Source organism: Klebsiella michiganensis, from assembly GCF_002925905.1.
GTDB lineage: Bacteria > Pseudomonadota > Gammaproteobacteria > Enterobacterales > Enterobacteriaceae > Klebsiella > Klebsiella michiganensis.
Genome location: NZ_PRDB01000026.1, coordinates 1 through 26,089 on the forward strand (window position 1 = coordinate 1; position 26,089 = coordinate 26,089).

General features: G+C 55.0%; 26 protein-coding genes. 6 read left to right on the top strand and 20 right to left on the bottom strand.

Annotation, left to right across the window (positions count from 1 at the left end; genetic code table 11):
• Positions 1-344 precede the first annotated feature (344 nt).
• From CDA56_RS28600 to CDA56_RS28650, 11 genes are all read right to left on the bottom strand, one after another.
• Positions 345-1,637: an HAD family hydrolase gene (locus tag CDA56_RS28600; protein WP_102803828.1), complete on the bottom strand. Its 1,293-nt coding sequence runs from the start codon at positions 1,635-1,637 to the stop codon at positions 345-347.
• A 441-nt stretch (positions 1,638-2,078) separates the two neighbouring features.
• Positions 2,079-3,491, bottom strand: a complete 1,413-nt coding sequence (locus CDA56_RS28605; protein ID WP_049083500.1) for an OprD family outer membrane porin — start codon at positions 3,489-3,491, stop codon at positions 2,079-2,081.
• 50 nt (positions 3,492-3,541) lie between these two features.
• Entirely contained in the window at positions 3,542-4,318 is a 777-nt protein-coding gene (locus tag CDA56_RS28610) for an SIS domain-containing protein (protein ID WP_306010948.1), read from the bottom strand.
• Positions 4,297-5,463: a glycoside hydrolase family 88 protein gene (locus CDA56_RS28615; RefSeq protein ID WP_064405583.1), complete on the bottom strand. Its 1,167-nt coding sequence runs from the start codon at positions 5,461-5,463 to the stop codon at positions 4,297-4,299. The genes CDA56_RS28610 and CDA56_RS28615 overlap by 22 nt, the downstream gene beginning before the upstream one ends.
• Positions 5,464-5,472: 9 nt before the next feature.
• Entirely contained in the window at positions 5,473-6,177 is a 705-nt protein-coding gene (locus CDA56_RS28620; RefSeq protein ID WP_014837994.1) for a sugar isomerase domain-containing protein, read from the bottom strand.
• 24 nt (positions 6,178-6,201) lie between these two features.
• Complete coding sequence (locus tag CDA56_RS28625; RefSeq protein ID WP_014837995.1) at positions 6,202-6,693, bottom strand: PTS sugar transporter subunit IIB; 492 nt, start codon at positions 6,691-6,693, stop codon at positions 6,202-6,204.
• A 27-nt stretch (positions 6,694-6,720) separates the two neighbouring features.
• Complete coding sequence (locus tag CDA56_RS28630; RefSeq protein WP_103815013.1) at positions 6,721-7,500, bottom strand: PTS system mannose/fructose/sorbose family transporter subunit IID; 780 nt, start codon at positions 7,498-7,500, stop codon at positions 6,721-6,723.
• A complete protein-coding gene (locus CDA56_RS28635; protein WP_080528665.1) occupies positions 7,493-8,275 on the bottom strand; it encodes a PTS mannose/fructose/sorbose/N-acetylgalactosamine transporter subunit IIC in 783 nt (260 codons plus the stop codon). Before CDA56_RS28635 ends, CDA56_RS28630 begins: the two co-directional genes overlap by 8 nt.
• A gap of 3 nt (positions 8,276-8,278) precedes the next feature.
• Entirely contained in the window at positions 8,279-8,716 is a 438-nt protein-coding gene (locus tag CDA56_RS28640) for a PTS sugar transporter subunit IIA (protein WP_014228688.1), read from the bottom strand.
• On the bottom strand, positions 8,713-9,444 hold the full coding sequence (locus tag CDA56_RS28645) for a GntR family transcriptional regulator (protein WP_014837997.1): 732 nt from the start codon (positions 9,442-9,444) through the stop codon (positions 8,713-8,715). Before CDA56_RS28645 ends, CDA56_RS28640 begins: the two co-directional genes overlap by 4 nt.
• A 324-nt stretch (positions 9,445-9,768) precedes the next feature.
• A complete protein-coding gene (locus CDA56_RS28650) occupies positions 9,769-10,977 on the bottom strand; it encodes a pyridoxal phosphate-dependent aminotransferase (RefSeq protein WP_014837999.1) in 1,209 nt (402 codons plus the stop codon).
• A 68-nt stretch (positions 10,978-11,045) separates the two neighbouring features.
• Between CDA56_RS28650 and CDA56_RS28655 the strand changes: the two genes are divergently transcribed.
• On the top strand, positions 11,046-12,143 hold the full coding sequence (locus tag CDA56_RS28655; RefSeq protein ID WP_103815015.1) for a glutamine amidotransferase-related protein: 1,098 nt from the start codon (positions 11,046-11,048) through the stop codon (positions 12,141-12,143).
• Here CDA56_RS28655 and CDA56_RS28660 read toward each other — a convergent pair.
• From CDA56_RS28660 to CDA56_RS28690, 7 genes are read right to left on the bottom strand one after another with little or no spacing between them, the layout of a single operon-like run.
• A complete protein-coding gene (locus CDA56_RS28660; protein ID WP_103815017.1) occupies positions 12,127-13,050 on the bottom strand; it encodes a dihydrodipicolinate synthase family protein in 924 nt (307 codons plus the stop codon). The two genes, CDA56_RS28655 and CDA56_RS28660, sit on opposite strands and share 17 nt — an antisense overlap.
• Before the next feature lie 10 nt (positions 13,051-13,060).
• Positions 13,061-14,230, bottom strand: coding sequence for a M24 family metallopeptidase (locus CDA56_RS28665; RefSeq protein WP_014228693.1), 1,170 nt, complete (start codon positions 14,228-14,230; stop codon positions 13,061-13,063).
• The gene (locus tag CDA56_RS28670) at positions 14,217-15,317 is read right to left on the bottom strand and encodes a mandelate racemase/muconate lactonizing enzyme family protein (RefSeq protein WP_103815019.1); all 1,101 of its coding nucleotides are present in this window, start codon (positions 15,315-15,317) and stop codon (positions 14,217-14,219) included. The genes CDA56_RS28665 and CDA56_RS28670 overlap by 14 nt, the downstream gene beginning before the upstream one ends.
• The gene (locus tag CDA56_RS28675; RefSeq protein ID WP_102803831.1) at positions 15,314-16,489 is read right to left on the bottom strand and encodes a M20 family metallopeptidase; all 1,176 of its coding nucleotides are present in this window, start codon (positions 16,487-16,489) and stop codon (positions 15,314-15,316) included. The genes CDA56_RS28670 and CDA56_RS28675 overlap by 4 nt, the downstream gene beginning before the upstream one ends.
• 13 nt (positions 16,490-16,502) lie before the next feature.
• Positions 16,503-17,243 carry an amino acid ABC transporter ATP-binding protein gene (locus CDA56_RS28680; protein WP_004849580.1) on the bottom strand — a complete coding sequence of 247 codons (741 nt, stop codon included), beginning with the start codon at positions 17,241-17,243 and terminating at the stop codon, positions 16,503-16,505.
• Positions 17,240-17,965 (bottom strand): amino acid ABC transporter permease, encoded by a 726-nt coding sequence (locus CDA56_RS28685; RefSeq protein WP_025106181.1) that lies wholly within the window; start codon positions 17,963-17,965, stop codon positions 17,240-17,242. Before CDA56_RS28685 ends, CDA56_RS28680 begins: the two co-directional genes overlap by 4 nt.
• 28 nt (positions 17,966-17,993) lie before the next feature.
• Positions 17,994-18,806 (bottom strand): ABC transporter substrate-binding protein, encoded by an 813-nt coding sequence (locus CDA56_RS28690; RefSeq protein WP_025106182.1) that lies wholly within the window; start codon positions 18,804-18,806, stop codon positions 17,994-17,996.
• A 190-nt stretch (positions 18,807-18,996) separates the two neighbouring features.
• Here CDA56_RS28690 and CDA56_RS28695 point away from each other — a divergent pair, with 190 nt between their 5' ends.
• Positions 18,997-19,893, top strand: a complete 897-nt coding sequence (locus CDA56_RS28695; protein ID WP_014838004.1) for a GntR family transcriptional regulator — start codon at positions 18,997-18,999, stop codon at positions 19,891-19,893.
• A 51-nt stretch (positions 19,894-19,944) separates the two neighbouring features.
• Positions 19,945-20,730: an SDR family oxidoreductase gene (locus tag CDA56_RS28700; protein WP_025106183.1), complete on the top strand. Its 786-nt coding sequence runs from the start codon at positions 19,945-19,947 to the stop codon at positions 20,728-20,730.
• 164 nt (positions 20,731-20,894) lie between these two features.
• On the opposite strand, the gene CDA56_RS28705 is transcribed toward CDA56_RS28700, so the two are convergent.
• Entirely contained in the window at positions 20,895-22,331 is a 1,437-nt protein-coding gene (locus tag CDA56_RS28705; RefSeq protein WP_103815022.1) for a DHA2 family efflux MFS transporter permease subunit, read from the bottom strand.
• A 164-nt stretch (positions 22,332-22,495) separates the two neighbouring features.
• Here CDA56_RS28705 and CDA56_RS28710 point away from each other — a divergent pair, with 164 nt between their 5' ends.
• Positions 22,496-23,086, top strand: a complete 591-nt coding sequence (locus tag CDA56_RS28710) for a TetR/AcrR family transcriptional regulator C-terminal domain-containing protein (protein WP_064358342.1) — start codon at positions 22,496-22,498, stop codon at positions 23,084-23,086.
• 90 nt (positions 23,087-23,176) lie between these two features.
• On the top strand, positions 23,177-23,539 hold the full coding sequence (locus CDA56_RS28715) for a RamA family antibiotic efflux transcriptional regulator (protein WP_014838008.1): 363 nt from the start codon (positions 23,177-23,179) through the stop codon (positions 23,537-23,539).
• Positions 23,540-23,723: 184 nt separating this feature from the next.
• On the opposite strand, the gene melA is transcribed toward CDA56_RS28715, so the two are convergent.
• On the bottom strand, positions 23,724-25,031 hold the full coding sequence (gene melA, locus CDA56_RS28720; RefSeq protein WP_032749714.1) for an alpha-glucosidase/alpha-galactosidase: 1,308 nt from the start codon (positions 25,029-25,031) through the stop codon (positions 23,724-23,726).
• Between the two features lie 200 nt (positions 25,032-25,231).
• Here melA and CDA56_RS28725 point away from each other — a divergent pair, with 200 nt between their 5' ends.
• Positions 25,232-26,071 carry an AraC family transcriptional regulator gene (locus CDA56_RS28725; RefSeq protein ID WP_103815050.1) on the top strand — a complete coding sequence of 280 codons (840 nt, stop codon included), beginning with the start codon at positions 25,232-25,234 and terminating at the stop codon, positions 26,069-26,071.
• The last annotated feature ends 18 nt before the right edge of the window (positions 26,072-26,089 follow it).

Below are 26,089 nucleotides of genomic sequence, written 5' to 3' on the forward strand. Positions count from 1 at the left end.
TATACAACTAACGGAATTTTGGATGTGTTTAATAATCTGGATGAAAATGGTTATTCTTTGACATCAGGTTTTGATGGCAAAACAATGGATGTTGTATAGAGGACTTATGTCATAAATTGAATTTTGTTATTAAAGTTGCTGGATTTAATATGTTCATGCTTAAAAAGGAATGTTTGATTATACTGCGCAGTATTATGGTTTTTAATCCTTTAAAAATATCAACGTAAGGCGTTATTGTAAATAATGTACTATGACAAGGTCATGATGTTATATTTAAAGTAATTAATATCATTTCACTAGCAATGCCCCCGTTTCAAGTAAGAGGCATTGCTGTAAGTTGATAACTATGGTAAAGATACTTCGTTATTAGTGCCCATCAATATGCTACTTTGTGATGGTAAAAATTCCCCTTTATTTTCATCTCTTCCTTGTAATAATATTTTTGCATCATCTTTATTATAGTCACGAACGGCTTTAGCTGATAGCTCACCGATAATGGTGTCAGATGAGCGTAGCCGGTTAATAATAAGAACACACTTTGTGTCATTAAAGTCGGACATCATGTTTTGATCTCCTTCGCTATCGCCAGCAACTAATATTGGTCCTGTATTTTTGTAATGTTGTTGTATAAATTTCTTTATAGTTTCGGTTTTACCTTTACCTTGCGTCTGGGGATAGTATGGATCGAGGCTGTGAGTCAATCTACCTTCTTTATCATATAAGGGATGCATTGCATAGACATGAGACTCAGGAACAGAAAAACCATATTTTCCTGTAGTAACGATGCTTTTTATCACATCTAAAGCTGAAGCGGAAATGACATAAACATCAACACCTGCCTGCTGTAGGTTTTTATATAATGTCTGCATTTCTGGGATCAGCCTGAATCCGTTTTTCCATGTTACTGATACGATACCAGCTCGGCCTGCCATATCTGCCGGGCTTACCCATGTCACCTTTCCGATAGGCTGGTTATTTTGCCACTCAATAGTATCGTGCACTAAATCAGCTACTTCTTTTTTGGACATGCCAGAAAAAAGATACGTCACCCATGGATAAGATACCTCATGGTCGAATGACCCACCTATTGCATCATATAAATATCTCATTTTCACTATAAAATTCATATAATTGGAATTTTTTTTAATTTCATCAAGCGTTTTATTACCCGCAAATCCGCTGTAATTATTGTATAGCCATGTGTAGCTATCAATAATGTCTTGACCAATGAGGTTTATATTAACCGGTTGATGATTTTTATTATTATAATCCGAGTTAAAGTTTGAAGGCGGTATATCTTTGTAAATTATCTGTTTCAATATCTCAGGTTTCATCGAAAATTTAAGGTTTTCTAGTTGATAGATAAGCGTTGCCTCTTCGATATCCAGAAAAGCTGTTGTGTTGTCAAAATCAAAAACAGCATATAAAGAATGCGCAGGCTTCTGCTTTGCTTCTTGAATGAGCCTGTCAATTTTTCTTGAGTTGAACTCGTCCCAATTGCCGGTAACTATTTGCTTTTGTTGGGGAATTGTAGTTTCTAAATTTTGTGACACTTGATTTGTGTTACTGGCACTGGCCGTTGTTCCATATACTCCAAAAAATACGGATAGTAGTGCATATATTATTGTCATTTTCATGATTAATTCCTTTTTTAGGGTGCATTACCATCTGTAGCAAAAAGTAAAAGCTAGCTATATCAAAAATTGGCATCCTGATCATGAATGTGATGGTTATCATATTTTATGAATATATGAAAATGGTGAGGGAGTAAGCCAGAATTATCTACAGAGAAATGTTTAGTATGACAAGGTAGCAGGTCAAAAACAGTTCGAACTATCTCCGAGTGTTATTTTAATGTCACTTATCTATCTACGGCTAGTCCTGATGGTTCTTTTGCTTTCTTCGGCATCGTGCAATCCTGTCATACAAACCCCGAGCTATTTAATCGCTCGGGGTTTTTTCTTATGTGCCGCTATTCAGTATGCCATTCGGTTGAGTAACCCGCTCTGGCCGTTTGAAGCTGACAGGTGCGGTTCCCTTCGCAAAGTCCCCCTCATGCGCTGTTGAGGGGGGCGGGCTCAGAAGATATTGATGCTGTAGCCGACGATAAACTTCACGTCGTTACGATCGGTTTTATAGTTGCTGTCTGTCGCCCGGAAGAGCGCCGGGAGCAGGGTAAAGGAGAGGCCTTTCGCCATGCCGTCCGCCACCTGATAGCGAGCGGAAAGATCGAACGACACCATGCTCCCGTCGTACTTTCTCGTCGAACCGGTTTTACTGACATCGCTAACCACGTGCCAGCCGTAGGTTCCGGCACCGCCCAGGGTTAACTCCGGTAGATTAAGATCGGCAAAGTTATAACTCACGCCAAAACGAACCGCGCGGGCGCCGGAAACGTTAAAGTCTTCCAGCTGCGACAGCGTCGGCTGATAATCACGCTTATCGGAGTTCGCCCACGGGGTTAAGCGGAAGTTGTAATCTCCGGTGTTCGGGGCGTAGTTCTGACTATAGCCAAGGGACCACACGGTGTTGTCGTGGCTCAGGTTAAAACCAACCCCCACATAATATTCCGTTGCAGGATCTTTAATTTTCGACAGATCTTCAATGTAGCGCGCACCCTGGTAGAAGAGCTTACTCTGCAGGGAGACATCCTTTGTCAACGTATCGTGACGCTCTACCTGTGCCTGCCAGTTGCGACGGTAGCCTTTACCTTCGCCATAGCCCACGTCAAGCACGGTACTGCCAAAGTTATAGACTGCGCCCACCGTGTGAATGTAATCGATGATTGCACCGGCTTTAATGGTTTTGCCGTTGTCATCGAGTCCGGCGGCGTTGTTCTGGTGCCAGGCCGTGGTCATCGGTTTAAAATCACGGCTCCAGTCGTTCTTGAAGCGGTCGGCCCAGGCGTAGGTCAGCCTCAGTTTGTCAAGGGTCAGGGCACTGTCAAACCCGCGAAAAGCGTGAGGGTTGAGGCCCCAGCTGCTTTTTACGGTACCGGAGTTAATGGGGGTATAGCCCGCGGCCAGCTTGAAGTTGGTGCCTGCATCGCCAAGGTTGAGCTTGAGTGCGGCAACCGACACGCTCATGTAGGACTTCTCGCACGGGCTGAACTTGCCCGGCTCGCCGCAATCGTAGTCGTAGTAAAGGATCTCCGACTGACCGACGGTATGCCCGAGCTTAATGTTGGCGTTGCCCCAGAAATCAAAGCCAATAACGTCCTGGTAATAGCCTGAAATATAGCTAATTGCCACGTTACCGGTCTGGTTCTGGATCCCGGCTGGACCCAGTCCATATTTACCGGTCGCGGGGTCTTTTACAGCACGATGACGAATATATAGTGAGGTATTGAGATTTAATTTTCCTTCATCATAAAACGCTTTCTCAAACTGAGAAGGCGCTTCATAATCCGTTTCTTCTTCCGCAAAGGCATCTGCAGCAATAAAAAGAAACAGCGGTGTACACAGAGAAACTCTGAGTCTATGACTTGTCATTATTATATACCTTATAAAACCATGTATTATAGGGCGAGGGGATGTACTGCTTATTTAAAACTCGTGTTATTTATGAGCTCCGGGATTTGCGCACCGTATTTTTCGAGAAGATATTCATTATGTTTTGAGGAATTCGCAATGTTACCGCTCAAAAATACCGGCAGAGATTTATTTTCACTCCCCAGGTTCGCTATGATTTCCGCGAACAGGGTGTGCATAATAAATAGCCCGGTCATTGAGGAAACCGGCGCGAACGGCGTTGCATGCTCCGTAAGGGAAAGCACCGCATCACCGATGGGCACCTGGTTATCAATGGCGACATCCACGCAGTCCCGCAGCTTAAGGCCAGCCTTGTGCTTCGACGGTTGGGTCTCGGCATACAGAAAGCTGGTCAGCGCCAGGGTAAATGCCCCGTGCTGTTTTGCCCAGAGCGCTGCATCGACCGGAGCGGGGTTAATCCCGGAAGTTGAGATAACAATCAGCGCATCTTTACTGGTGATCGAGAATCTCTCCAGGTGCTCAGCAATATAGTCATTCTGTTTTTCATAATATGATGAGGCCGCCGCCCCCTGATGTAACATTAAAGGTTCGATAAATATTGGCCGAACCGGGGCGATTCCTCCGGCACGATAAAATACATCTTCAGCGAAAATATGTGAGTGGCCGCAGCCGAAAATATAAATTACACCTCCCTGGTTAATGATTTTTGCCAGTTCCACGGCGGTGGAAGTGATTTTATGGCTTTGCTGTTGAGTAATGTCGTTAAGTTTTTTCTGGACGATATCTAAATAGCTCTGAATCATTGTCATAACCAGTATCCTGACCATTGTGGTTGGTAGACTCGGTATAACGCTTCCATATAGAAGTAATCTCCCCAGAGATTACATTCATCGATGCCTTTACCGAGGGCATAGGCGTAAACACCATGTTTAAGTAAGCCTTCGCAGACATCATCATCGCGGGCAGACGCGCCGCGCATTAATGCCAGCAGACACTGACGCGCCAGTTTCTGGTAACCGGCATCCGGAAAGTGCTTATGCGCTTCCAGCAGGCCGCAGACCGCAATCGCCAGCGCGGAGCTGTCTTTCGGGGCGTCCGGATCTGCAGCCAGCAGCAGATCCCAGGCGGGAACGCCGTCCTCCGGCAGGTAGCGGAAGAAATACTCGCAGGCCTGCTGCCACCGTTCGTAGTGGTCGGTTTCGCCGGTAGCCGACCAGTGAAGCGGGATGCCGAGAATGGCCCACGCCTGGCCGCGGGCCCAGCAGGAGTTATCGCTGTAGCCCTGAAAGGTTTTCCCGTGCGAAGGCGCACCGCTTGTCTGGTCAAAATAGAAGGTATGGAAAGTGGAGCCGTCTTCGCGAAAAATGTTGTTGATGACCGCCGCATAGTGGCGTTCAGCCACTTCCCGATAACGTGATTCACCGCTGATCTTTGCCGCCACGTGGAGCAGGGGAAGGTTAATCAATGAATCGATAATAAGCCGGTACTCCTGCGGGTCGTTAAGCGTCCCCCAGGCCTGGATAAAACCGGCGCTGGGGTGAAAACGGTTTACCAGCAGATCGGCCGCCGCCAGAATAAGCGGGGTTAGCGCTTCGCGCTCCGTCAGTTTCCAGTACGCGACTGCCGACAGGCTATAAAGGAAGCCGATATCGTGGTGATCGAGGACGTGGTGCGCCGCCAGGCGGGCTTTAAAACTCGCCACGTTGCGTTCAACGCCGTCCAGGTAGGCGCGATCGCCGCTGAACTCCCAGGCCATTGCCTGCATCCCGGTCCAGAATCCGTTGGTCCAGTCGTTATTCTCTTTCAGAACGTAGCGATTATGGATCGTGCAGGCTGAGGGGAATTTCTCGCCGTACAGACCCATGTTACGCGCGATGCGTCGCGCGCACGCCGTCAGCTCATCCCGACAGGCGTCGGGCGTGAGGGCAGGAAAGGGCAGCGGTGTGAGGCGATTCGACAGACTCTCTTTCATGATTTTTCCCTACAGCGTGAATACGCGCTCTTTGTACTGACTCATCAGCATGTCGTTGTATTCTTTACCGCCGGGCAGATTGATGCTGCGCATCACCGGCGGCGCGATACCTTGTTCCAGCAGCATCTCGATGCAGCGGATCACCACGTTATTGATGATGAAGGCCGCAGACAGCGAGGACACCGGACCGGTCATGATGTTGCCGTTATCCATACTTAGCGTGCAGTCACCGGACGGGCAGCCGTTATCGAGAATGACATCGGCATAGTCGCGAATGCTCTCGCTCGTTGGCGTCGACTCACCGGCGTAGCGGGTGATAACCACCAGCTTCAGCCCCCTCTCTTTGACATTGCGTGCCAGCTCAACGTGCAGCGGTTTAGTGCCGGAGTTGGAGATAATCACAAAGCAGTCTGACTCGCGCAGATCGAGCAGCCCGGAGAAGATGTCGCCAATCCCTTTCAGCGAATCAAACCAGCCGGTTGGCCCATAGAACTGGTCAATGGCTTTGGTATTGACCAGGCCGCCCGCACGACCGGCCAGCTCAACCGCCGCGGCAAACGAGTGGCCGGAGCCAAAGCCGTGAATAATGCCGTTGGCTTTGACGCACTCGGCAAACAGCGCCGCCGCCTGCTCAACTTCAGCGCTCTGAGTAAGAAACACCTGATTCAGCGTCGCTAAAACATGCTGATAATACTGCTGCTGATGTGGTGACATCCCTTATCCCTTATCCCTTATCCCTTATCCCTTATCGGCTTTTAAAAACGTGGTGATACAGGCGTTCGGCTCTTCCGGCGTCATCTGCGCCGTCACCGCCACACCTTTTTCCAGCAGCGCGTTGATGGCCGCGATCTCAGCATCGTTGACGCTGACCGAGCGTTTGATCTGGCGGCGATCGTCTTTGTTGGACATATTGCCGATATTGAGCTGGGGGAGGGCAATTCCGGCGTTCATCAGCTTCAGCGCCAGCTCCGGGGTCTTCAGCAGGATCAGTACGCGCTGACCGTCGTAGTTGCCGGCGAGGATATTGGCGCTGGCTTTCTCAAAAGAGAGAATAGAGGTGTTGCAGCCTTCCGGGGCTGCACTGCGCAGCAGCATTTTCTCTACATCGTTTGCAGCTACGGCGTCGTCAATCACCATAATACGGTTGGCGTTGAAGTGGCTTACCCAGCGGGTGGCCACCTGGCCGTGGATCAGCCGGTCATCGACACGAATATGCACAATACCTTTCATGATAAGTTCCTTAAATCAATGTGTTACTTAACCGAGAATATTCAGGTTGTAGCCGATAATACCTAAAGCAATCAGGACAAAAATGACCCGAGTCGAGTTCATCTTTTTGAGCCCCAGCAGCCACCAGGTGAACCCCACAACCAGCAGCGGAATAAGCCCGGGCATAATCTGGTCGGCAATGCTCTGCAGCTTGAGCGACACCTCGCCGTAGCTGAATTCGAAATTAAGATTCGCCTTCACCACCGAGGGGATAAGCGCCCCGATAACCGTCAGCCCGAGAATATTGGCTGCGCGGGTAATTTTGTTGAGGTTATTGGTCAAAGACCCCAGCAGGTTGACCCCTTCCTGATACCCTTTGCTGATGCTAAAGCGCATAAACAGCATGCGAACCAGGGCGAACAGTAGCCAGAGAACAAGCCCCACCGGGTTGCCCTGCAGCGCGAGGTACGAAGCGACAGAACCGATAATGGTGGTCGGAATAACAAAGAACAGCGTATCTCCGATGCCCGCCAGCGGCCCCATCAGACCGGTTTTTATCCCGGCAACCGCATCTTTGCCCGCAAGCCCGGTCTGCTCTTCCAGGGCGATGTTCACCCCGAGGATCCCCGGCGCCATGGTGTTGTTGGTGTTAAAGAACTGGCTGTGTACCTTCGCCGCGTCCTTCTGCTCTTCGGGTTTTGCGTACTTTTTCTCAAGGAACGGATAGATGCTGTACAGATAGCCCAGACCCTGCATTTTTTCGTAGTTCCAGCCTGACTGACCGAACAGGAACCAGCGCCAGAACACGCGTTTTAGTACTTTATTCATCGCCCATTGCTCCATTTGCCGGGGATTTGGTAGTTTGCGTTACCTGTTTTTCTGAGTTGAAGACGTAAAGCGCAATTGCCAGACCCAGCAGCGCGGCGCCCAGCACCGGCACTTTCAGATAGGCCGCCAGGAAAAAGCCCAGAATCAGAAACGAGATGTTCTTCTTAATCGGTAAATAGCGCAGCAGGATGGAGATACCCAGCGCAGGCAGTAGGCCACCGGCGACTTTAAGACCGTTCATGATGGACGCGGGGATCCAGGTCACGACGTCATTAACAAAGGTTGCCCCGAGGATCAGCGCCAACAGCACCGGCAGCATACGCGAGAGCGAAATAGGCACCTGGCCCAGCAGGTTCATCCTGGCCGCCGCCTTCACCTGACCCTCTTCAATCAGCCTGTCGGCCTTATGATGGATAAAGGTGTTGCTGAAGCGGGCGAGGATATCCAGCTGTACCATTAAGAGACCAATCGGCACCGCAATGGTGGCGCCAAACGCCGCGCCCTGGCCGCTGATGATCGCGAAAGTGGTACCCAGCACCGCACCGGTCATGTAGTCCGGGATCGACGCGCCGCCGAAGTTGCCCACGCCCAGTACCAGCAGGTTCAGGGTGCCGCCGACGATAAGCCCGGTGGTCATATCGCCCATAATGAGACCGGCAAAGAAGCCCGCCATGCTCGGTTTCACTAACCCAAGCGTCGTGTTGTTGCCGTCGTATATCGCCAGCCCTGAATAAAGCGTCAGTAACGCTATCTGCCAGACCGCAATGTGCTCCATTTTTTACTCGTCTCCGTCGTCTGTGTGGGCGGCAAGCGCCGCCTGCTGTAAATGGTAAATACCGTCACGCGCCGTAGTTATTATTTCATTCAGCGAGGCTGGCGAGTGACTTTCATCAATTGCCATGGCCATTTCCAGAATTAAGTTTAAATTCATCCCAGAGAGCAGGGTGATATTATTCCATAGGTTGTTAGTGACAATAATCTCCATTGCGGAGTTATACGGCGAACCACTTTTTAAATCAGAGAGGATAATAATTTTGGATTTTGCTGCGCTAAGGATGGTGATTTTATCGAGAAGTTCCTGTTTAAATACTGCTATCCCTTTCTCACCATCCAGTTCAACTACATGAAGGTTTGGCTGCGCTCCGAGTATTAATTCTGTGGCCTGTCTGGCACCGCTGGCGAAACCCCCATGAGAGATTAATAATAATTGGTTCATCCTGCCCCCTTATCTGGCGTTCTTATTTCAATATAAAATGATTCTAACCGTTTCCAGGTCTCAATATATTCAATCACCTGACCTTGCTCGTCGTGGGTGTAGCGTTTCATCATGATAACGGGCTGGTGAGCCGTGAGCTCAAGGTGCTGCAGGACTTCTGGCGCAGCATCGGTCAGGGCGCAGATGGTCTGCCGATAGGGCATGGTGTACATATCAAGACCATTGTTAACCTTAAAAGCCTCATAAATAGAGCTGAGTGCCGAATTCTTAATCGTCAATTGACTGGCGAAGTAGCGGGCCGGAATATGCGAAATCTGTAATGCATAAGGTTTGTTATTATCAAACTTTAAGCGCGCAATACGATAATATCTTTCATCATCATTTAACCCGAGTTTTTCTTTAATACACGGATCGTTTTCCAGTTCACAGGCGATAACTTTAACCGACTGCATACCTTTTAAATCGTTATCTGATTCTGAGAAAATAATGTTCTCATTACGTTTGGCTTTCGAAACAAAAGTGCCTTTACCCTGATAGCGAATCAGGTAGCCTTCATTGACCATTTCGTGAATAGCGCGAATAACCGTGGCGGAACTGACGGAGTAACGCTCTTTTAATTCCGACTCACTGTAGAATTTTTCCCCGGGTTTAAAAGTACCGTTTCTTATTTCATCTAACAGTGCTGCCTTTATCACCTGGTATTTCGTTGACTGTGCCGTTGCTTTCATTGTTTCGCCAGTTTCTGTTTACATTTATTTTATTTCGTAGGCTTACGATACCCGTACCCGATTGTCCGATCAACCTCTCAACTCAACTTAACCGGTTAACCTGTTAAGTTATTTCCTGGACTGTGATGCATTTCGCAATTTCGCCCCGACGGAGGGGGCAGGGGCGAGGAATTTTTGCCGCAGCGGCCGGGCGTGAACGCAAACTGATTGCCGCGCTATTGCGCTGGCGAACTGAGAAAACGGAGCGCCCGCATTCAACAACCCCGGCCAGTACATCGCGCGGGGTTTTCTTTTTACAGGGCGCCATTGTGGTGCTTGCGTGCCCTAACGCAGCTGCGCGCAGGCTTCGGCAATCCGCTGACAGGCCTGCGTCAGCAGCCCATCTTCCACCGCGTAGGCAATACGTAAATACCCCGGCATGCCGAACGCGGACCCGTGTAACACGGCCACCTGAGTGTGTTCTAACAGCCAGTTCGCCAGTCCGCTGTCGTCGCGGAGAGTTTCGCCGGTGGGCGTCACTCGCCCAATGAGCCGCTGGCAGTTGGCAAACACATAGAATGCGCCCTGGGGAATGCCAGCGCTCAGGCCCTCGGTGGCGGCAATCATCCCCAGCACCTGCTGACGGCGCTTATCCAGCGTGTGCAGCCAGCCGTCTAAGAAGTCCGCCGAATGGTTAAGGGCAGCGACCGCCGCAGCCTGCGAAATCGCGCTGGGGTTGGAGGTGCTTTGTGATTGCAGGATCTGCATGGCGGCAATGAGCCACTGCGGCCCGCCCGCATAGCCCAGACGCCAGCCGGTCATGGCGTGGCTTTTGGACACGCCGTTCACCGTCAGCGTACGCGAAACCAGCTGCGGCGCGGCCTGAGCAAACGTGGTGAACGGGGTATTGTCGTAACGCAGCGGCTCGTAAATGTCGTCGGCCATCACCAGCACCTGCGGGTAGTCCGCCAGCACGTCTGCCAGCGCGCGCAGCTCCCGTTCGCTGTAAATCGCCCCGGTCGGGTTGCCCGGCGAATTGAGGATCAACCAGCGCGTTGACGGGGTGAGGGCGGCGGCCAGTTGTTCCGGCGTCAGCTTCCAGCCGTGTTGTTCATCGCAGGGCACAATCACCGGTTCGCCGTCGGCCAGAGAGACCATATCCGGGTAAGAGACCCAGTAGGGCGCGGGAATAATCACCTGCTGCCCGGCGTCCAGGGTTGCCAGAAAGGCGTTGAAAATAAGCTGTTTGGCGCCGCTCCCGGCGATGATCTCTTCCGGACGGTAGCGCAGCTGATTGTCGCGAGCGAACTTGGCGGCAATGGCCGCCTTGAGCGCTGCGGTGCCGGAAACGGCGGTATACTTAGTCTGGTGATGCACGATAGCTTCAATGCCCGCATAGCTAATATGGGGTGGGGTAGCAAAATCCAGTTCCCCTTCGCCCAGGTTGATAACCTGCTTGCCTGCGGCTTCCAGTACCCGTACCTGGTCAGAAATGGCCGCGGTCGGAGAAGGCCGTACGGATTGCATACGACGGGCGATTTGACTGTTATTCATAAATCCTCTTTTGTATCTAATGATTCAATTAATACAATTAGGTACCCAACATCAGCAGGAAACTCGCCGTGTCACCGATCTTTATTCTCGATAACAGCTCCGCGCCCGCCCGCTACGGTATCACCGCCAGCCTGTGGGCCAATCGTCTTGGGTTGCCCCTCTGGAGCCTTCGCCCCGACTTCGCCGGGGATGTACCCGATAGCCACCAGCACGTCATTCGTGCAGGGTACTGCGTGACCAGCGGCCTCTGGCGCAGCGATACGCTGCGTGAAGAGGTGCGCGATATCGCCCGCCTGCCGTCATCAGACGCCGTCATTGTGCTGGCGTCCTCGCAGGCGCCGCTTATCGCCGACCTGCAGGGCCAGCGGCTTTACAGCGACGACAGCCGCCACCGCCTGACGCTCAGCGATGGGCAACACACGCTGTTAGATCTCACCGCCGACCGCTATGGCCGCTGGGATAGCGGCGTGTCGTCGTCTGCCGGCGGGTCCTTGCGCATCGCGCTGATTGGCCGCGAGGCGGACCACCGTCTGGTCTATCCCGCCACGCTCGGCTCGCTGGGCGATGCCGCGGCGTCGCTGGGGCTGAACCTGGAGGTCCATTTCTTTGCGCCGGTCAGCCTGTCCACGGGATTACACGAGCTTCAGGCCTTCCAGGGCGTGGTGCTGCCTGGCGGTTCCTCGATGGCGGCGGTCAACGGACAAATCCGCGTGGCGGAAGAGACCCTGGCCCGCGGGCAGCCAACGCTGGGGCTGTGCCTGGGAATGCAGAGCATGATGACCGCAGCCGTGCGCCGTAGCCCGGGTTTCGAATCGGCCATACCCGCGGAAGTCGCCCCCGATGAAGCCCTGCACAGCTTTGTTCCCTTTGCCGATGGCCGTCATCGCTGCGGCGTATTCCCTTTTTCCTCCGGGCTTATCCCCGGCGATATCCGCGAAATGCACTACAACCATCGCTACTGCTTTAACCCCGAGTTATTGCCGGCGCTGTCTCCCGGCGGGGTCAGCGTGAGCGCGCAAAGCGACGGTATCGTGGAAGCCGTTTCCCAGCCTGAGCTGCCGTTCTGGCACGGGGTTCAGGGGCATCCGGAACTGATGTCCCGCCCGGATGCGCCCCATCCGCTGTTCGTCGCGTTCCTACAGGCGGCGCTTAACGCGCCAGCGTAACCCCGCTGCGAGGGTCGCTGGCAAGCTCCTGCATTACGCGGGTCAGCTCTGCCAGCGCCGCGTCGCCGATCGGTTTTAACGGTGCGCGTACGGTGCCGCCGTTAAAGCCGCGCAGCGCCATCGCCGCTTTCACCAACTGCGGCTGACCGTGTTTGCGCGCCAGCGCTCGATACGCGTACCACAGCTGATGCAAATCGCGGGCGGTGGCGGCGTCGCCCCGTTCTACGGCGCGGAAGGTATTGACGATCAGCTCCGGCAGCGCGCCGCTGTTGGTCGTGCTGATGCCGTCAAACCCGGCCATCATCGGCCCGAGGAAAGCCAGATCGGAGGCACAGAACAAACGCAGCCGCCCGCGCAGGCGGTTGGCAATCTGATCGATGGCGGTTGGGTTGAGATCGCCCTGTTTGATGCCGACCACGTTCGGGATCTCTGCCAGCCGTTCCAGCAGCGCCGGGGAGAGGGTGATGCCGATGCCCGGCGCGTTGTACACCAGAATGCCGGTTTTGGATAACGGCGCCATCTCATTGAAGTAGCTGACGATCTGTTCGTCAGTGATTTCGCTAACAAAGGGGGCGGTGACCATCGGCAGCCCGCCCAGCTCGCTTGCCAGCCGGGTCAGCTCGCGGGCGTCGCGCGGGTCGGAACTGGCGCTGCACAGCATCACCGCCACGCGGTCGTCCACGCAGCCCATCACCTCATGAAACAGCTCTCGGCGTTCTTCGACGGTCATTACCGGAAACTCACCGTAGGTGCCGCCAATCAGCAGGCCGTCATAGCCCAGATCAATCACGCGTTCGATATTTTCACGCAGCGCCGGGAAGTCGATCGCGCCGCTGGCGGTGAACGGGGTGACGGTGATGTTGAAAATGCCGCGCAGACGTTCACGGCACTCGTTGATATCTTTCATCTTTCTTTCCTTACAGCAGCGTTAATGGGCGGGCCAGGGAACCCAGCTGGCGATATCCGGTTTCAGTCACCACCACGGTTTCGCTGACGCCGACGGTGAATTGACCGTAGATACGCAGGGCCGGCGGGATGTGGAAGGTCATGCCAGGCTGCAGCTCGGTGGTGACGCCGCTGTACAGGCTGAGAATGCCGCCTTCGCCCCAGTCCGGCGCGAAGGCGATACCGATGGAGTAACCTGTGCGTTTTTTGAAGTTTTCGGTGAATCCCGCGCGGTCGATCACCTTCTGGCAGGCCAGGTGCGGCGCTTCGCAGGTGGCGCCCGGACGAATGGCGTCGAGGGCGGCCTGCAGGGCTTCCTGACAAACTTTTTCCATTTCGATGGCGATAGCGGGCGGACGGCCCAGCCAGGCGGAGCGCATCATCGCGGCGTGGTAGCGATCGTGGGCGGCGGACATCTCCAGAAAGACCGGATCGTTATCCTGCATCACCCGACGTCGCCAGGTGCCGTGCGGCACGCCGCTGCGTGGGCCGGTAGAAACCAGCGGTTCCATGCCGACATACTCGGAACCGGCGGCAATAGCGGCCCCCATCATCGCGGAGACCAGCGCGTTTTCGTCCGCGCCGCTGCCAATCGCCGCCATCCCGGCGCGCATGCCCGCATCCACATAGCGCGCCGCGAGGGCGATTTTTTCCACCTCCGCCGCCGATTTCACCGCGCGCAGCGGTTCGATGACGCCCGCGGTATCGGCGATGGTGCCGAGCTTCGCCTGCAGGGCTTCATAGACGGCAATCGGCAGGAACCAGCCGCGTTTGTCCAGCCCAATGCGTTTGTTGAGCCAGCCGCGCTGTTGCAGCATGCCTACCAGGAAATCCACCGGGTTATCGCCATCCTGGTAGATGGCGGCGTCTGAAATAAAGGTGTTGGCGATAAAGTTAAAGTATTCGAGCTGGCGAATCACAAAGACCGGATCCCCTTCTACCGGCAGCAGCAGCGCCTGAAAGGTGTAATAGCCCGGCGTTTGCTGACCGGTAAGCCAGAAAATGTTTTCCGGGCCGGTCACGATCATCACGTCCACGCCCGCGCGGCTTAAGCGTTCGCGGGTACGCTGAATGCGCTGCGCATATTCGTCGGCGCGAAAGGCGGACTCGCTGCCCTGAATCACATTGTTAACATCTTGCATCATTAAACTCCTGGAGTAAGTTGGCCCGCGCGGCATCGAACTGCACGCCCAGACCGGGAGAGTCGTTAACGGCGACCATGCCATTGCGGTATTCCAGCCCGCTGACGGGATCGTCGGTTAATCCATCGGCGCCATACAGTTCGGCGAATGCCGGTTGCACCACGCGGCACAGCTGGAGCGCGGCGGCGGTGGCGGCATGGCCTTCATTCATCTGGCCAATCATGAACGGCACGTCGGCGAGTCGCAGACGGACGGCGGCGGCAAGCGTCGGAGTAAGCCCCCCCAGTTTCACCAGCTTGAGATGCCCCCACAGCGCACCTTTGGCGGCGATAAGCCGGGTGATGGCCGACTCGCTGTTGAGGCTTTCGTCGAGCATGATCGGGATGCCGTAGCCGTACAGTTCAGCAAGCTGGCTATCGTTTGCCGGGCTTAACGGCTGTTCGATATAGCTGAGATTCAGCTCGCGCAGATAAGGGAACGCCGCGTGAGCCTGCGCCAGCGACCACTGGCCATTCACGTCAATCGCCAGCGAAATCTGCTGACCAAACCGCAGCGTCAGCTTTTGCAGGCGGGCCAGGTCGGTGGCGAAATCCGCTATCCCCGTGCGTAACTTCAGCTGGGTAAAACCGCGATCGACATAGCGCTGCGCCTGCGCCAGCATCTCTGCTTCGCTGCCCCAGAACAGCGTCTGATTGGTGTGCCAGGCGGGCAGGCCAGCTGGCGCCCCCAGCCAGGCGGCGACGCTGACCCCGTTCTGACGCGCCATTAAATCGTGCAACGCCATATCCAGCGCCATGCGCGACGGCGGCAGCAGCGTGCGGTCCCCCTCGTGCAGCGCGGCAAGTTGCGCCGCGGGCTCCTGGCGCCAGTCCCAACCGTTGAGGCGCTGAAGCAGGTTGTTCAGCACCTGCTCTTCGCGGTAGCCGTGCAGGTAGCGAATGTTGAGACGCACTTCGCCAATCCCCGTCACGCCACGGTCCTCCAGGCGCAACCAGAGGGTGTCGAGCGCCGTCACCGGGCCGGAGGCGGCGGTATGCAGCGTCACGCCGGCGTAATGCAGGTCTCCCCGAAAGAGCTGCGCTTTCATAAATCGGACGCCGGCGGCAGCATGGCGAGCGCAATATCGAGATAGATATCTGCCGCGGCGATAAATTCATCGACGGGGACGAATTCATCGGGCTTGTGGGCCACGGCCAGCGAGCCGGGGCCAATCACCACGCCCTTTGCGCCCAGCGAACGGAAATGCACCAGGTCGCAGCCGCCCTGAAAACCAAACGGGCCGGGCTCGCTCTGTCCGTGACGGCGGCAGGCGGCAAGGCTTTGCTCGACAATGGCTTCGCTGCTGTCGGTTTGCGTCGCGCCGCCGGTGGTGGGCTGCCAGGCGATAATTTCCGCTTCCACGTTTGCCTGCGCGTACGCGTGGTCGAGCAGCTGTTGCAGTTCGGCTTTAACAACCTCTTCGTCTTCCCCCGGTACCATGCGGCGATCGAGCAGCAGCTCGCAGCTGTCTGGCACCACGTTGTCCGCATGGCCGCCGTGGATGCGGGTCACCGTCAGGCTGGCGTTGCCGACCAGATCGTGGCAGCGGCAACGCACCTGCTGGTGGTGGGCCTCTTCGATCAGCCCTAAAAGGCGCGCGGACTGGTAAATGGCGTTAACCCCCAGCTCCGGCGTGCCGGAGTGCGCGGTGACGCCTTTTACCCGCACGCGAGGACGCAAGCTGCCTTTGTGAGCCGAGAAGGTCGCATTCGATGTCGGCTCGCCAATCACCGCGAAATCAATCGCCGGCGGGGTGTCGCGTACGTAGAATTTCGCCCCTTCGCTGGCGACCTCTTCATCGGCGGTGAACACGCCCATCAAGGTGCCGGACCAGCGCTGACGGTTGGCGGCCAGCAGACGCAGGGCTTCAACCATCGCCACCAGCGGGCCTTTGGCATCGCAGGCGCCGCGCCCGTACAGGCGGCCATCGCGTTCGCTGAGGGTGAAGGGATCGCTCGCCCAGCCGCTGCCCGCCGGAACGGTGTCAATATGGGTGTTGAAGGCGAAGCACGGTCCCGGTCCATTGTGCAGGACGGCGATAACGTTGGTCCGCCCCGGCGCGTATTCGCTAAAGGAGAGATCGAACCCGGCGGTCAGCAGCCAGCCTTCCAGACATTCGGCGGCTTCACGCTCATGGCCCGGTGGATTTTCCGTATTGATGGCAACCAGCGTCGCTAAATCCTTTTTCATTCGTGCGCTGTCAACCTGGTAACTGGACATAGGAACTCCGTGATTAATGTAATATTTGCGTCAGGAAGCGCTGCGCGCGCTCGCTGACGTGGCCGGCGAAGAAATCACCGGTGCTGGCGCGATCGATAATTTCGCCGTCTTCCATAAAAAGAATGTTGTTGGCGGCCCGCCGGGCGAAGCCCATCTCGTGGGTCACCACCATGCTGGTCATCCCTTCCGCGCTGAGCTCTGCCATCACTTCCAGCACTTCGCGGATCATCTCCGGGTCGAGAGCTGAGGTGGGTTCGTCATAGAGCATCAGCTCGGGCTTCATCGCCAGGGCACGGGCAATCGCCACGCGCTGCTGCTGGCCGCCGGAGAGCTCGTCCGGAAAGTGGTCCGCGCGTTCGTTGATGCGCACCTTCGCCAGCAGGTTGTCCGCCAGCGTGCGGGCATCAATGCGGTTCATCCCCAGCACCGTCATTGGGGCCAGCATGATGTTTTCCGCCGCCGTCAGGTGCGAGAACAGCTCGTAGTTCTGGAACACCATGCCAATACGCTGACGCAGTTTGTGCACCGGCACTTCGCCCCGGCTGATGTGCTGGCTGGCGAAAAAGACGTCGCCGCTGTCGGCAGGTGAGAGCATATTGACGCAGCGTAGCAGGGTGGATTTTCCCGAGCCCGATGGCCCAATCAGCACCACGGTTTCCCCGCGCTGCACCTCAAGTGAGCAGTTCTTGAGCACGGTCTGGCGACCAAAAGTCTTATCAATGCCGATCATCTCCAGCAGCGGTTTCTCGCTCATGGTTCCTCCCGGGCGATTTTCGGTAATTTAAACAGGCGGGTCAGTCGCTTCTGGCTCTTGCTGCGCCGCTGTTTGGGATCCAGTACGCTTTCAAGCCACGACTGGAAGATCATGAACAGGCTGGTGAGCAGCAGGTAATAGAGACCGGCGGCGCAAAGCGCTTCGAAGTAGCGGAAGCTGGCGCTGGCGGTCTGGTTGGCGACCAGCAGCAGCTCCTGAACGGCGATAACCGACACCAGCGCGCTCGATTTCAGCATGCTGATCATCTGGTTACCCATCGGCGGCAGAACGATGCGTGCGGCCTGAGGCAGCACGATTTTTCGCATGATCTGCCCGTGGGTCATCCCGAGCGCCATGCCGGCGGTGCGCTGGCCGCTTTTTACGGCCTGCAGGCCAGAGCGCAGAATTTCCGCCATGTAGGCGCCTTCATTAAGCGAAAGCGCCAGCACTGCACAGGTAAACGCGGAGAAGCGTAAGCCGAAGCCTGGCAGCACGTTGTAGACAAAGATTATCTGGAACAGCACTGGCGTCCCGCGAAACAGCCACAGGTAGAAAAAGGCCAGCCCTCTCCCGGCGCGAAACGGCGCTTCCTGCAACAGCGCCAACACCAGGCCCAGCACCACGCCACACAACAGTGAGCAGAGGGTAATCAGTAGCGTCATCCACGCACCCTGAACAAACTCGGGTGAGAGGAAGTACTGCCACATTAGTTCGATCGACATAGCTTTCTCCGGTTAATGGCAAAACGGTTTAGAAAAGGGCAACGGAGTCAGGGAAGTTCCACTTCTCAATCAATTGCTTATAGGTGCCATTTTTGACGAGACCCTGGAGACCTTTCTCCAGCAGGGCCCGGGTTTCGGTGTCGCCTTTACGCACGGCAAACGCGATATGGGTATCCGCTTCGAATTCGTCACCAACCGCGGCAAACATGCCCGCTTTTTCGGTTAACAGGGCGACGGTCCCCGGCGTGGAGAGGAACTCGGCATCGGCGCGGCCCTGGGCGACGGCGACGGCGGAGTCGGTGGCGGCGGGGAAGGTCATGACGTTAATGGCCGGTTTTTTGGCGTCCAGGCAGCGCTGGTTGTCTGCCCGGGCCTGGCTCTCTTCGATCCCGCCGAGCGTCACGGCGATGTTTTTGCCGCAGAGGCTCAGGTCGCGTCCGGTGATTTTTGCCGGGTTACCTTTGCTCACCACCACGCGGCTGCCGATTTTCAGATATGGCACGAAGTCGACCTGCGCGGCACGGGTCGGGTTGACGTACATGGCGGAGTTGATGATATCGAGACGTTTCCCCTGCAGCGCTGGGATAAGCCCTTTGAACTCCATCGGCATCGGCGCAGGCGCCAGTTGGATCTCTTTGCTTAGCGCGTTAATCAGGTCGATATCGAAGCCGGTGAGCTTGCCCTCTTTCACGAACTCAAAAGGCATAAACGTCGCCGCCGTGCCGTAGGTCAGCTTGCCCGGGGCGATGGTTTCCACCGCAGCATGGCTTACCAGCGGAAGTGCGGTCAGTGCGAACATCAAGGTACGCACGCGGCGAAACAGTAAAGAATTGCTGGACATAGTCGTCTCCTGGTTAAGATTTAAATTGAATTTATTGAGTCAATAAATACAATCAAGCGTGTGAAAAAATGTCTCATCCTGGTGCGTATTGCACGCTAATCGTGCAGTCCTTGCTTTGTTTTGCTGCGTTTTGTTGCCCGTGATATTGTATATATCGATCACAACAATGCATTTCAGGGAACCGTTCTCCATGCAGCCTGACTCCACTGCGAGCAGTCGCCGGATTGCCCGGCAAATACTCGACCTGATATCCGAAGCAAAATTCGATCCAGGTCATCATTTACGGGAGCAACATCTTGCCGATGCGCTGGGCGTGTCGCGTACGCCGGTGCGCGCCGGGCTAAAAGAGTTGACCCGAATGGGGGCGGTTGAAGCGCGTCCGAATCAGGGCTTTTTCCTGCTTAAACGCAGCAATGAGCTGGAGCTGCTGGAGATTGAGCAGTCCAAGAGCAATGACCAGAAGCTGTACGAGCAGCTGGTACACGATCGTATTGCGGGTGCGCTGCCGGAATCGTTTACCCAGACCGAAATCAGCCAGCGCTATGATGTCGATCGCGGCGTGCTGACCCGTACGCTGGTCAAGCTATCGGAGGACGGCCTGATTGCCCGTAACGCGGGGCACGGCTGGCGCTTCCTGCAAACCCTCAACTCCGATGTCGCCCTGCGCAACAGCTACGGTTTTCGCCTGATGATTGAACCGACGGCGCTGCTGACGCCCGGCCTGCATGTGGACAGACAGATGCTTAAACGCCTGCGCGCCCGGCATCTGCGGCTCATCACCCACCCGGACATTACGCAGGTGCCGGCAAAAGAGATTTTCGAAACCGACGCTGAGTTTCACGAGCTGCTGGCAGAAGCCAGCGGCAACCTGTTCGTGTTACAGGCCATTCAGCAACAAAACCGGCTGCGCCGTCTGCTGGAGTTTGGCAGCTATCACAATAAGCGCCGCGTAAAAGCGTGGTGTGAAGAGCATGTTGCCATCATAGATGCTCTGCGAGAGAACAAGCCGGAACTGGCGGCAGAGTTGATGAGAACGCATCTGCAATACGCCTTTGACCAGGTCAATGTTAAAAACGCCCGCGCATAACTGGCATCGCTCTTGCACATATTGCTTCTGAAAATACAATCAGGAGCACTTATGGATTTTCAGATACAACAACGTGTGGCGCTGGTCTGCGGTGCCGGCAGTGGTCTGGGACAGGCTATTGCCCTGTCGCTGGCGCAGGAAGGGGTGAAGGTGGCGGTCACCGGCCGCAGCGCGGAAAAACTGGCGCAAACGGTGGAACGTATCACCTTATTGGGCGGTACTGCCCGCGCCTGGCGGTTGGATCTCGCCGCCCCGGAGCAGTTTGATCGAGTGATTGCCGATATCCGCGAGCGGTGGGGCGATATCGATATTCTGGTTAACAACTCCGGTGGTCCGCCGCCCGCACCGGCGCAGGGGACGGATGGCGCAGTCTGGCAACAGCAGTTTTCAGTCATGGTCGCCTCGTTGATTCAGCTCACCGATAAACTCCTGCCCGGCATGCGCAGCCGCGGCTGGGGACGCATTATTACCACCACTTCATCCGGCGTGATAACCCCCATTCCCGGACTCGCCCTGTCGAACGCGCTGCGCATGAGCCTGCTCGGCTGGTCGAAAACCCTCGCCAGCGAAGTGGCTGGCGACGGCGTGACGGTGAATGTGATGGTGCCAGGGCGCATCGCGACCGACCGCGTCAGTCAGCTGGATGCTCTCAAGGCGCAACGGGAAAACAGCAGTGCGGAAGCGGTCGCCGAAAAGAGTCGTCAGAGCATTCCGGCCGGGCGCTATGGCGAACCGCAGGAGTACGGCGCCGTCGCTGCGTTTCTGGCAAGCCAGCCTGCCAGCTACATTACCGGCGCGGTGATTCGGGTTGATGGGGGATTGATCGGCGCGATTTAGCCAGCGAGAGTGCGCCATGCCAGCCGGTTCGCATCGGGCTGGCATGACTGCCTATCAGCCGCTCCGAATTGTTTATTTTGCAGGCAACGAAATCCATTACTGCAAATTTAACCAGCAGGCATTGGGATCGGGTCTGACAGCGATTCATTTTCTGTATAACGGGTTTATTCTTCCGGCGTTGTTAAAGTGGAATGGTTCACCATAAATAATGCGCAAAGCGCGAGCAGTACGGCCCCGCCGGTAAGTAGCCACCCGGCGTGGTGAAACGCGGCTAAGCTCCCCCGGGTATGGGCAAATCTGACGTAGCAGGCGGTCACCAGCGCCGCGCCCGCCATCGCCCCAACGCGCTGGAAGATATTCAGAACAGGTGCGGCATCAGCGACGTGACGGCTGCCAGCCATAGCCAGGCCCGCAGCCATCGCGGGCACCGTTGCCAGGGCTAAACCGAACCCTCTGATCGCTATTGCGCCCCCCACAAGCGTATAGCGACTTCCCGCATCAATCATTGCCAGTGGCAATGTGGCAAATGCCGCGAGCAAACCGCCAATGATAAGCACCGTTCGTGGCCCCAGCTTGTCAGCGAAGTAGCCGGCCACCGGAAATCCTATCGCCGAGCCGATTAACTGAGGGGTGAGAAGCAGGCCCACTTCAGCAAGCGTTACATGGCAAACGTCGCGGAAATATAAAGGAAGCAGGAACTGACCGCCAAAATTCACCGCGCCGCCGATAGCCATCAATACGGCAGATAAAGTGAAACCCCGATGCTTGAAAAGCTCGAGATGCAGTAAGGGGGACTCAATGCGCAAAGAGCGATAAATAAACAAGCAGGTGAACAGGGCGCCCACGCTGAGCATGATGACGTTCCAGCCATATTTACCACTATTCAGGCTGAGCTCTTTCATGCCTTCCATCAGCATCGGCAGGCTGCAGAAGACCAGCGCCAGTCCCAGCCAGTCCAGGGAGAGGGGCCTGTCAGTTTTTATTGTTGGACGGGGAAGCAGCTTCCATCCGGCAAGACAGGCGCACAGACAGAACGGCACCGTGATCCAAAATAATCCTCGCCATCCGCAGATTTCAAGCAGGACCGCGCCCAGCGATGTTCCCAACAAAGGAGCAATGACGATCGCCACGCCAATCGTGCCAATCACCCGCCCCAGACGTTCGCGTCCGACGACCAGACCAAGGATCGTTTGCCCTGCCGGTACGAGTAATCCCCCTGCCAGGCCTTGCATAACTCTTGCGGCAAGCAGCAGCTCAAAACGCGGGGAAAGGGCGCAAACTGCCGAAAAAATCGCAAATAAAATAAGGCCATAGAGCCAAAGCTGCGTAGCGCCAAACCGCCTGGCCGCCCATGCGCTAAGCGGAACGCCTGCCGCAAGGGCCATAAGATACGCCGTTGCTATCCATTGTATTGCCGTGTCCGTCACGCCAAGGCCGGCGGCCATCGCGGGCAGCGCCGCGCTCAGCATCGTTGATGAGAGCATCGTTGCAAACGCCCCCAGGGTAATGATGGCCGCCTGCATCCACAGCGTCGGAGGTATGGCGTTTATCGGTCGTGGATGGGTCGTTTCCTTGACCCGCTTGTCTTGATTGATATTCATAAAAAGCCCTCTAAGGACGATGAGCGAAGAAATCTATCATTGATCAATAAACCTATCAATGATAGATTTATTTGCATTAAAGATTCCGTCAGGCGCTGAGTTCAGACAAAATGGCGCTTCACAGACCACTGGCCGGTTTGATGCATCAATAAAGGGGGAATATCATGGCGAAAATCCAGCGAGATCAGGTGATTGAGGCAGCATTAGCATTATTAGATGAGGTCGGCCTGGAAGCGATTACGACCCGTAAGCTGGCACAAAAACTGGGGGTGGAATCAGCGACGTTGTACTGGCATTTCAAGAACAAGGCCAGTTTACTTGAAGAAATGGCTTCCGCGGTTTTAGCCAAACACCATTCCCTGCCTGTCCCCGAAGACATTGCTGAATGGGCAAACTGGCTGGCGGAAAACGCCCGTAGTTTCCGGCGCGCTCTGCTCGCCCATCGGGACGGCGCCCTGTTACATGCCGGGACATCACCGGCCCGGGTGGGAGGGGATACGTTTCGTCCCAAGGTGGCGTATCTTGCGCGCGTCGGTTTCACTGAGGCCGACGCCGCAATGATATTACTCACTCTGAGTGAATACACCCTGGGATGCGTATTAGAGGAGCAGTCCCGCTCGGGCGGTGATGGTAAGCAAATTTTATCAAAGACATCGCCAGGAAGTCCCTCTATCGAATCGCTGGTTTATCCCCATCCGGATACTGCGTTCGAATTCGGTCTGTCGTTGATAATGAAAGGGTTATTAGTGCCCTGAGCTTCACGCTGTGCCGGTGACAACATGATGTGCATACCTTACGCAAAAACTATCTTGATAAAACCGGCAGCATTCAGAAGGGGAGGCGACATGTTTATTTCCGAAACAGTGATAGCCGTCATCATTGACTGGATCGACAATAACTTACATAAACCACTGCGTATAGAACAGATAGCCCGTTATTCAGGGTATTCCAAATGGTACCTGCAGCGTTTGTTCTTGCAATATAGAGGCGAGAGCCTCGGGCGCTATATCCGTAATAAAAAACTGGACTCAGCGGCCCGCGATTTACGCGAGACCGATGAGAATATTTACAGTATTGGTTTGCGCTACGGCTATGGCTCGCAGCAAACATTCACCCGATTATTTACGCGTCATTTTCATTTGCCGCCCGGTGAATATCGCAAGAAAAACAAAACAGCCTGTTACGTACCGGGTAAGGCTGAATCTTAATCTCCTTTCCGATAGCCCTGGCAAAGCCGCCGCAGAAAAATCGATGCGAAGAGATTTATCAAAAAATAGAAAAACAGACAGCGCCGAAAAGACAAAACCTCCTGTTCTTTGAGTAAACATGGGGAACGGCGCGGAAAACGCCGCGCCTGGTGAGTTATCAGGAGGTTGCTGGTCAGCAGAGCGATTAATGGTAGGCGGGAAGCCAGCTGCCGTGTGCTTCAATAAGTTCGTCGCACAGTTTGCGGATGTCATCGATCGACAGCTCTGCGGAAGTATGCGGGTCGAGCAGGGCGGCATGGTAGATGGCTTCGCGTTTGCGCGTCACCGCCGCTTCGATGGTCAACAGCTGAGTATTGATGTTGGTCCGGTTCAGCGCTGCCAGCTGCTCCGGCAAATTGCCGACGTAGCACGGCGTGACGCCCTGGCCATCGACCAGGCAAGGGACTTCGACGCAGGCCTCGGAAGGTAAGTTGGTAATCAAACCGGTGTTGAGCACGTTACCGCCAATTTTGTAAGGCCGATCGGTTTCCATCGCTTCGATGATGTAAGACGCGTATTCATGGGTACGGCTGTGGGTCAGGCTGGTGTCATGGGTCAGCGCCAGTTTCTGCTGCTGCCATTGGTCAATCTGTTCAATACACCGGCGCGGATATTCATCCAGCGGGATATTGAAGCGTTCAATCAGCTCCGGGTAGCTGCGTTTGATCCAGTAAGGCATGTATTCGGCGTTGTGCTCTGACGATTCGGTGACGTAATAGCCGAAAGTTTTCATGATTTCATGGCGCACCATATCATCATGCTTGCCCTGCAGGGCGCTGGCCCGGCGCTTGATTTCCGGGTACAAATCCTCGCCGTGACGGCGAATGTCCAGCAGCCAGGCCATGTGATTAATACCCGCGATATGAAATTGCACGTCGTCGGTTGGCATATCCACGCTTTTCAACAGCGTTTCAGCACACACCTGAACGCTGTGGCACAGTCCTACCGTTTTTACTTCCGTATGGCGCAGCATGGCGCCGGTTATCGTGGCCATCGGATTGGTGTAGTTCAGCAGCCAGGCGTCCGGGCACACGGCTTCAATATCCCGTGCGAAATCAAACAGCACGGGTAGGGTGCGCAGCGCGCGGAAGATACCGCCAATGCCCAGGGTATCGGCAATAGTTTGCTGAAGACCATATTTTTTCGCGATCGTGAAATCGGTGATGGTACACGGATCGTAGCCGCCAACCTGAATAGCATTCACCACGTAATTGGCGTTTTTCAACGCCGCGCGGCGGTTCTCAACGCCAAGGTAGGCGGCGATCTTCGCTCTGCCCGCATTGGTATTGCGGTTGATATTATTCAACATGGCGAGGGATTCATTGAGACGGGCGCTGTCGATGTCGTACAGCGCAATCTCCACCTCTTTCAACGCCGGCGTCGTCATAATGTCGCCGAGTACGTTCCTGGCGAAAATGGTGCTGCCTGCGCCCATAAATGTCACTTTAATCATGGTATTTCTCCGTTCCTGCTGTTTTCACCAGGCAGAATGTACGCTGCGGCATGAACAGGAAATATGGCTAAATGTGATATTGGTATGGCGAAAAATGATGTCGCTATGAAAGTGTGAGCCAGCTCCGAATCTGGCTGAAACGCGGTGACTTTACTGCAGGCATCTCTGATAACGTGGGTGAAAAAGAGAGAGCGCGACTGATGCACAAGACTTTTACCCTTAATCATACCGACAATATCGAATTGAATTTGTACCAGTACGGCGAGGAGAATTGTCATAAGGGACATCGCTTTGGCCCCGCAGTCCGCCAGCATTACCTATTTCATTATGTGATAAGTGGAACCGGCACATTTTACAGTGAGTTTGGCGCTTTTCCTGTCGGCGCCGGGGAGGGGTTTCTGATCCATCCCCATGAGGTGACAACCTACTGCGCTGATAATAGGGATCCGTGGCATTATATGTGGCTTGAGGTCGATGGGCTGATTGCCGCCAGAATTTTCGAGGCGTGTCATCTTAGCCGGCAATCTCCGGTTTATCGACCCAACCTGAATAAAGACGACTCCAGCGCCTCTGGCTACCTGCGGCAAATTGTCGAACATGGCGATGAGCATCCGCTGAAGGTGCAGGGATTGTGCTATCTCTTCTTTTCTTCGCTAATCAGCAATACGCCCGGCGAAAAGGCTTCCCTCCCTGATGACAAAACCCGGCATCTGCAAAGGGCGATCAAAAAAATTGAAAATCGCTACCACGAACATCTGACGGTTGATAGCCTGGCCGCCTATTGCAATATCAATCGCAGCTACCTCTGCCGATTGTTCAAAGGCGCCTACGGTATCGGCCCCAGGGAATACTTGCTTAATTTTCGTATGAACATCGCAGTAAGCCTGCTGAAAAACAGCGCTACGGCGATTAAAGTCGTGGGCATTTCCGTAGGCTATGAAAATCAGCTGCATTTTTCTAAAGCCTTCAGGAAGCTGTACGGCGTATCTCCGGCTAAATGGCGGCAAAAATACCTTTCTGAACAGCAGGCGCTGAGATGACGTTCAGCGCTTATTCTC

What these genes read in the sequence shown, in the direction of transcription:
- CDA56_RS28725 (WP_103815050.1), top strand. Translation starts at nt 25,232, where the DNA reads ATGCACAAGACTTTTACCCTTAATCATACCGACAATATCGAATTGAAT.
- CDA56_RS28675 (WP_102803831.1), bottom strand. Translation starts at nt 16,489, where the DNA reads ATGTCCAGTTACCAGGTTGACAGCGCACGAATGAAAAAGGATTTAGCG.
- CDA56_RS28705 (WP_103815022.1), bottom strand. Translation starts at nt 22,331, where the DNA reads ATGAATATCAATCAAGACAAGCGGGTCAAGGAAACGACCCATCCACGA.
- CDA56_RS28665 (WP_014228693.1), bottom strand. Translation starts at nt 14,230, where the DNA reads ATGCAAGATGTTAACAATGTGATTCAGGGCAGCGAGTCCGCCTTTCGC.
- CDA56_RS28670 (WP_103815019.1), bottom strand. Translation starts at nt 15,317, where the DNA reads ATGAAAGCGCAGCTCTTTCGGGGAGACCTGCATTACGCCGGCGTGACG.
- CDA56_RS28610 (WP_306010948.1), bottom strand. Translation starts at nt 4,318, where the DNA reads ATGGTCAGGATACTGGTTATGACAATGATTCAGAGCTATTTAGATATC.
- CDA56_RS28715 (WP_014838008.1), top strand. Translation starts at nt 23,177, where the DNA reads ATGTTTATTTCCGAAACAGTGATAGCCGTCATCATTGACTGGATCGAC.
- CDA56_RS28680 (WP_004849580.1), bottom strand. Translation starts at nt 17,243, where the DNA reads ATGAGCGAGAAACCGCTGCTGGAGATGATCGGCATTGATAAGACTTTT.
- CDA56_RS28630 (WP_103815013.1), bottom strand. Translation starts at nt 7,500, where the DNA reads ATGAATAAAGTACTAAAACGCGTGTTCTGGCGCTGGTTCCTGTTCGGT.
- CDA56_RS28690 (WP_025106182.1), bottom strand. Translation starts at nt 18,806, where the DNA reads ATGTCCAGCAATTCTTTACTGTTTCGCCGCGTGCGTACCTTGATGTTC.
- melA (WP_032749714.1), bottom strand. Translation starts at nt 25,031, where the DNA reads ATGATTAAAGTGACATTTATGGGCGCAGGCAGCACCATTTTCGCCAGG.
- CDA56_RS28700 (WP_025106183.1), top strand. Translation starts at nt 19,945, where the DNA reads ATGGATTTTCAGATACAACAACGTGTGGCGCTGGTCTGCGGTGCCGGC.
- CDA56_RS28625 (WP_014837995.1), bottom strand. Translation starts at nt 6,693, where the DNA reads ATGAAAGGTATTGTGCATATTCGTGTCGATGACCGGCTGATCCACGGC.
- CDA56_RS28695 (WP_014838004.1), top strand. Translation starts at nt 18,997, where the DNA reads ATGCAGCCTGACTCCACTGCGAGCAGTCGCCGGATTGCCCGGCAAATA.
- CDA56_RS28640 (WP_014228688.1), bottom strand. Translation starts at nt 8,716, where the DNA reads ATGAACCAATTATTATTAATCTCTCATGGGGGTTTCGCCAGCGGTGCC.
- CDA56_RS28600 (WP_102803828.1), bottom strand. Translation starts at nt 1,637, where the DNA reads ATGAAAATGACAATAATATATGCACTACTATCCGTATTTTTTGGAGTA.
- CDA56_RS28710 (WP_064358342.1), top strand. Translation starts at nt 22,496, where the DNA reads ATGGCGAAAATCCAGCGAGATCAGGTGATTGAGGCAGCATTAGCATTA.
- CDA56_RS28605 (WP_049083500.1), bottom strand. Translation starts at nt 3,491, where the DNA reads ATGACAAGTCATAGACTCAGAGTTTCTCTGTGTACACCGCTGTTTCTT.
- CDA56_RS28650 (WP_014837999.1), bottom strand. Translation starts at nt 10,977, where the DNA reads ATGAATAACAGTCAAATCGCCCGTCGTATGCAATCCGTACGGCCTTCT.
- CDA56_RS28645 (WP_014837997.1), bottom strand. Translation starts at nt 9,444, where the DNA reads ATGAAAGCAACGGCACAGTCAACGAAATACCAGGTGATAAAGGCAGCA.
- CDA56_RS28685 (WP_025106181.1), bottom strand. Translation starts at nt 17,965, where the DNA reads ATGTCGATCGAACTAATGTGGCAGTACTTCCTCTCACCCGAGTTTGTT.
- CDA56_RS28620 (WP_014837994.1), bottom strand. Translation starts at nt 6,177, where the DNA reads ATGTCACCACATCAGCAGCAGTATTATCAGCATGTTTTAGCGACGCTG.
- CDA56_RS28660 (WP_103815017.1), bottom strand. Translation starts at nt 13,050, where the DNA reads ATGAAAGATATCAACGAGTGCCGTGAACGTCTGCGCGGCATTTTCAAC.
- CDA56_RS28635 (WP_080528665.1), bottom strand. Translation starts at nt 8,275, where the DNA reads ATGGAGCACATTGCGGTCTGGCAGATAGCGTTACTGACGCTTTATTCA.
- CDA56_RS28615 (WP_064405583.1), bottom strand. Translation starts at nt 5,463, where the DNA reads ATGAAAGAGAGTCTGTCGAATCGCCTCACACCGCTGCCCTTTCCTGCC.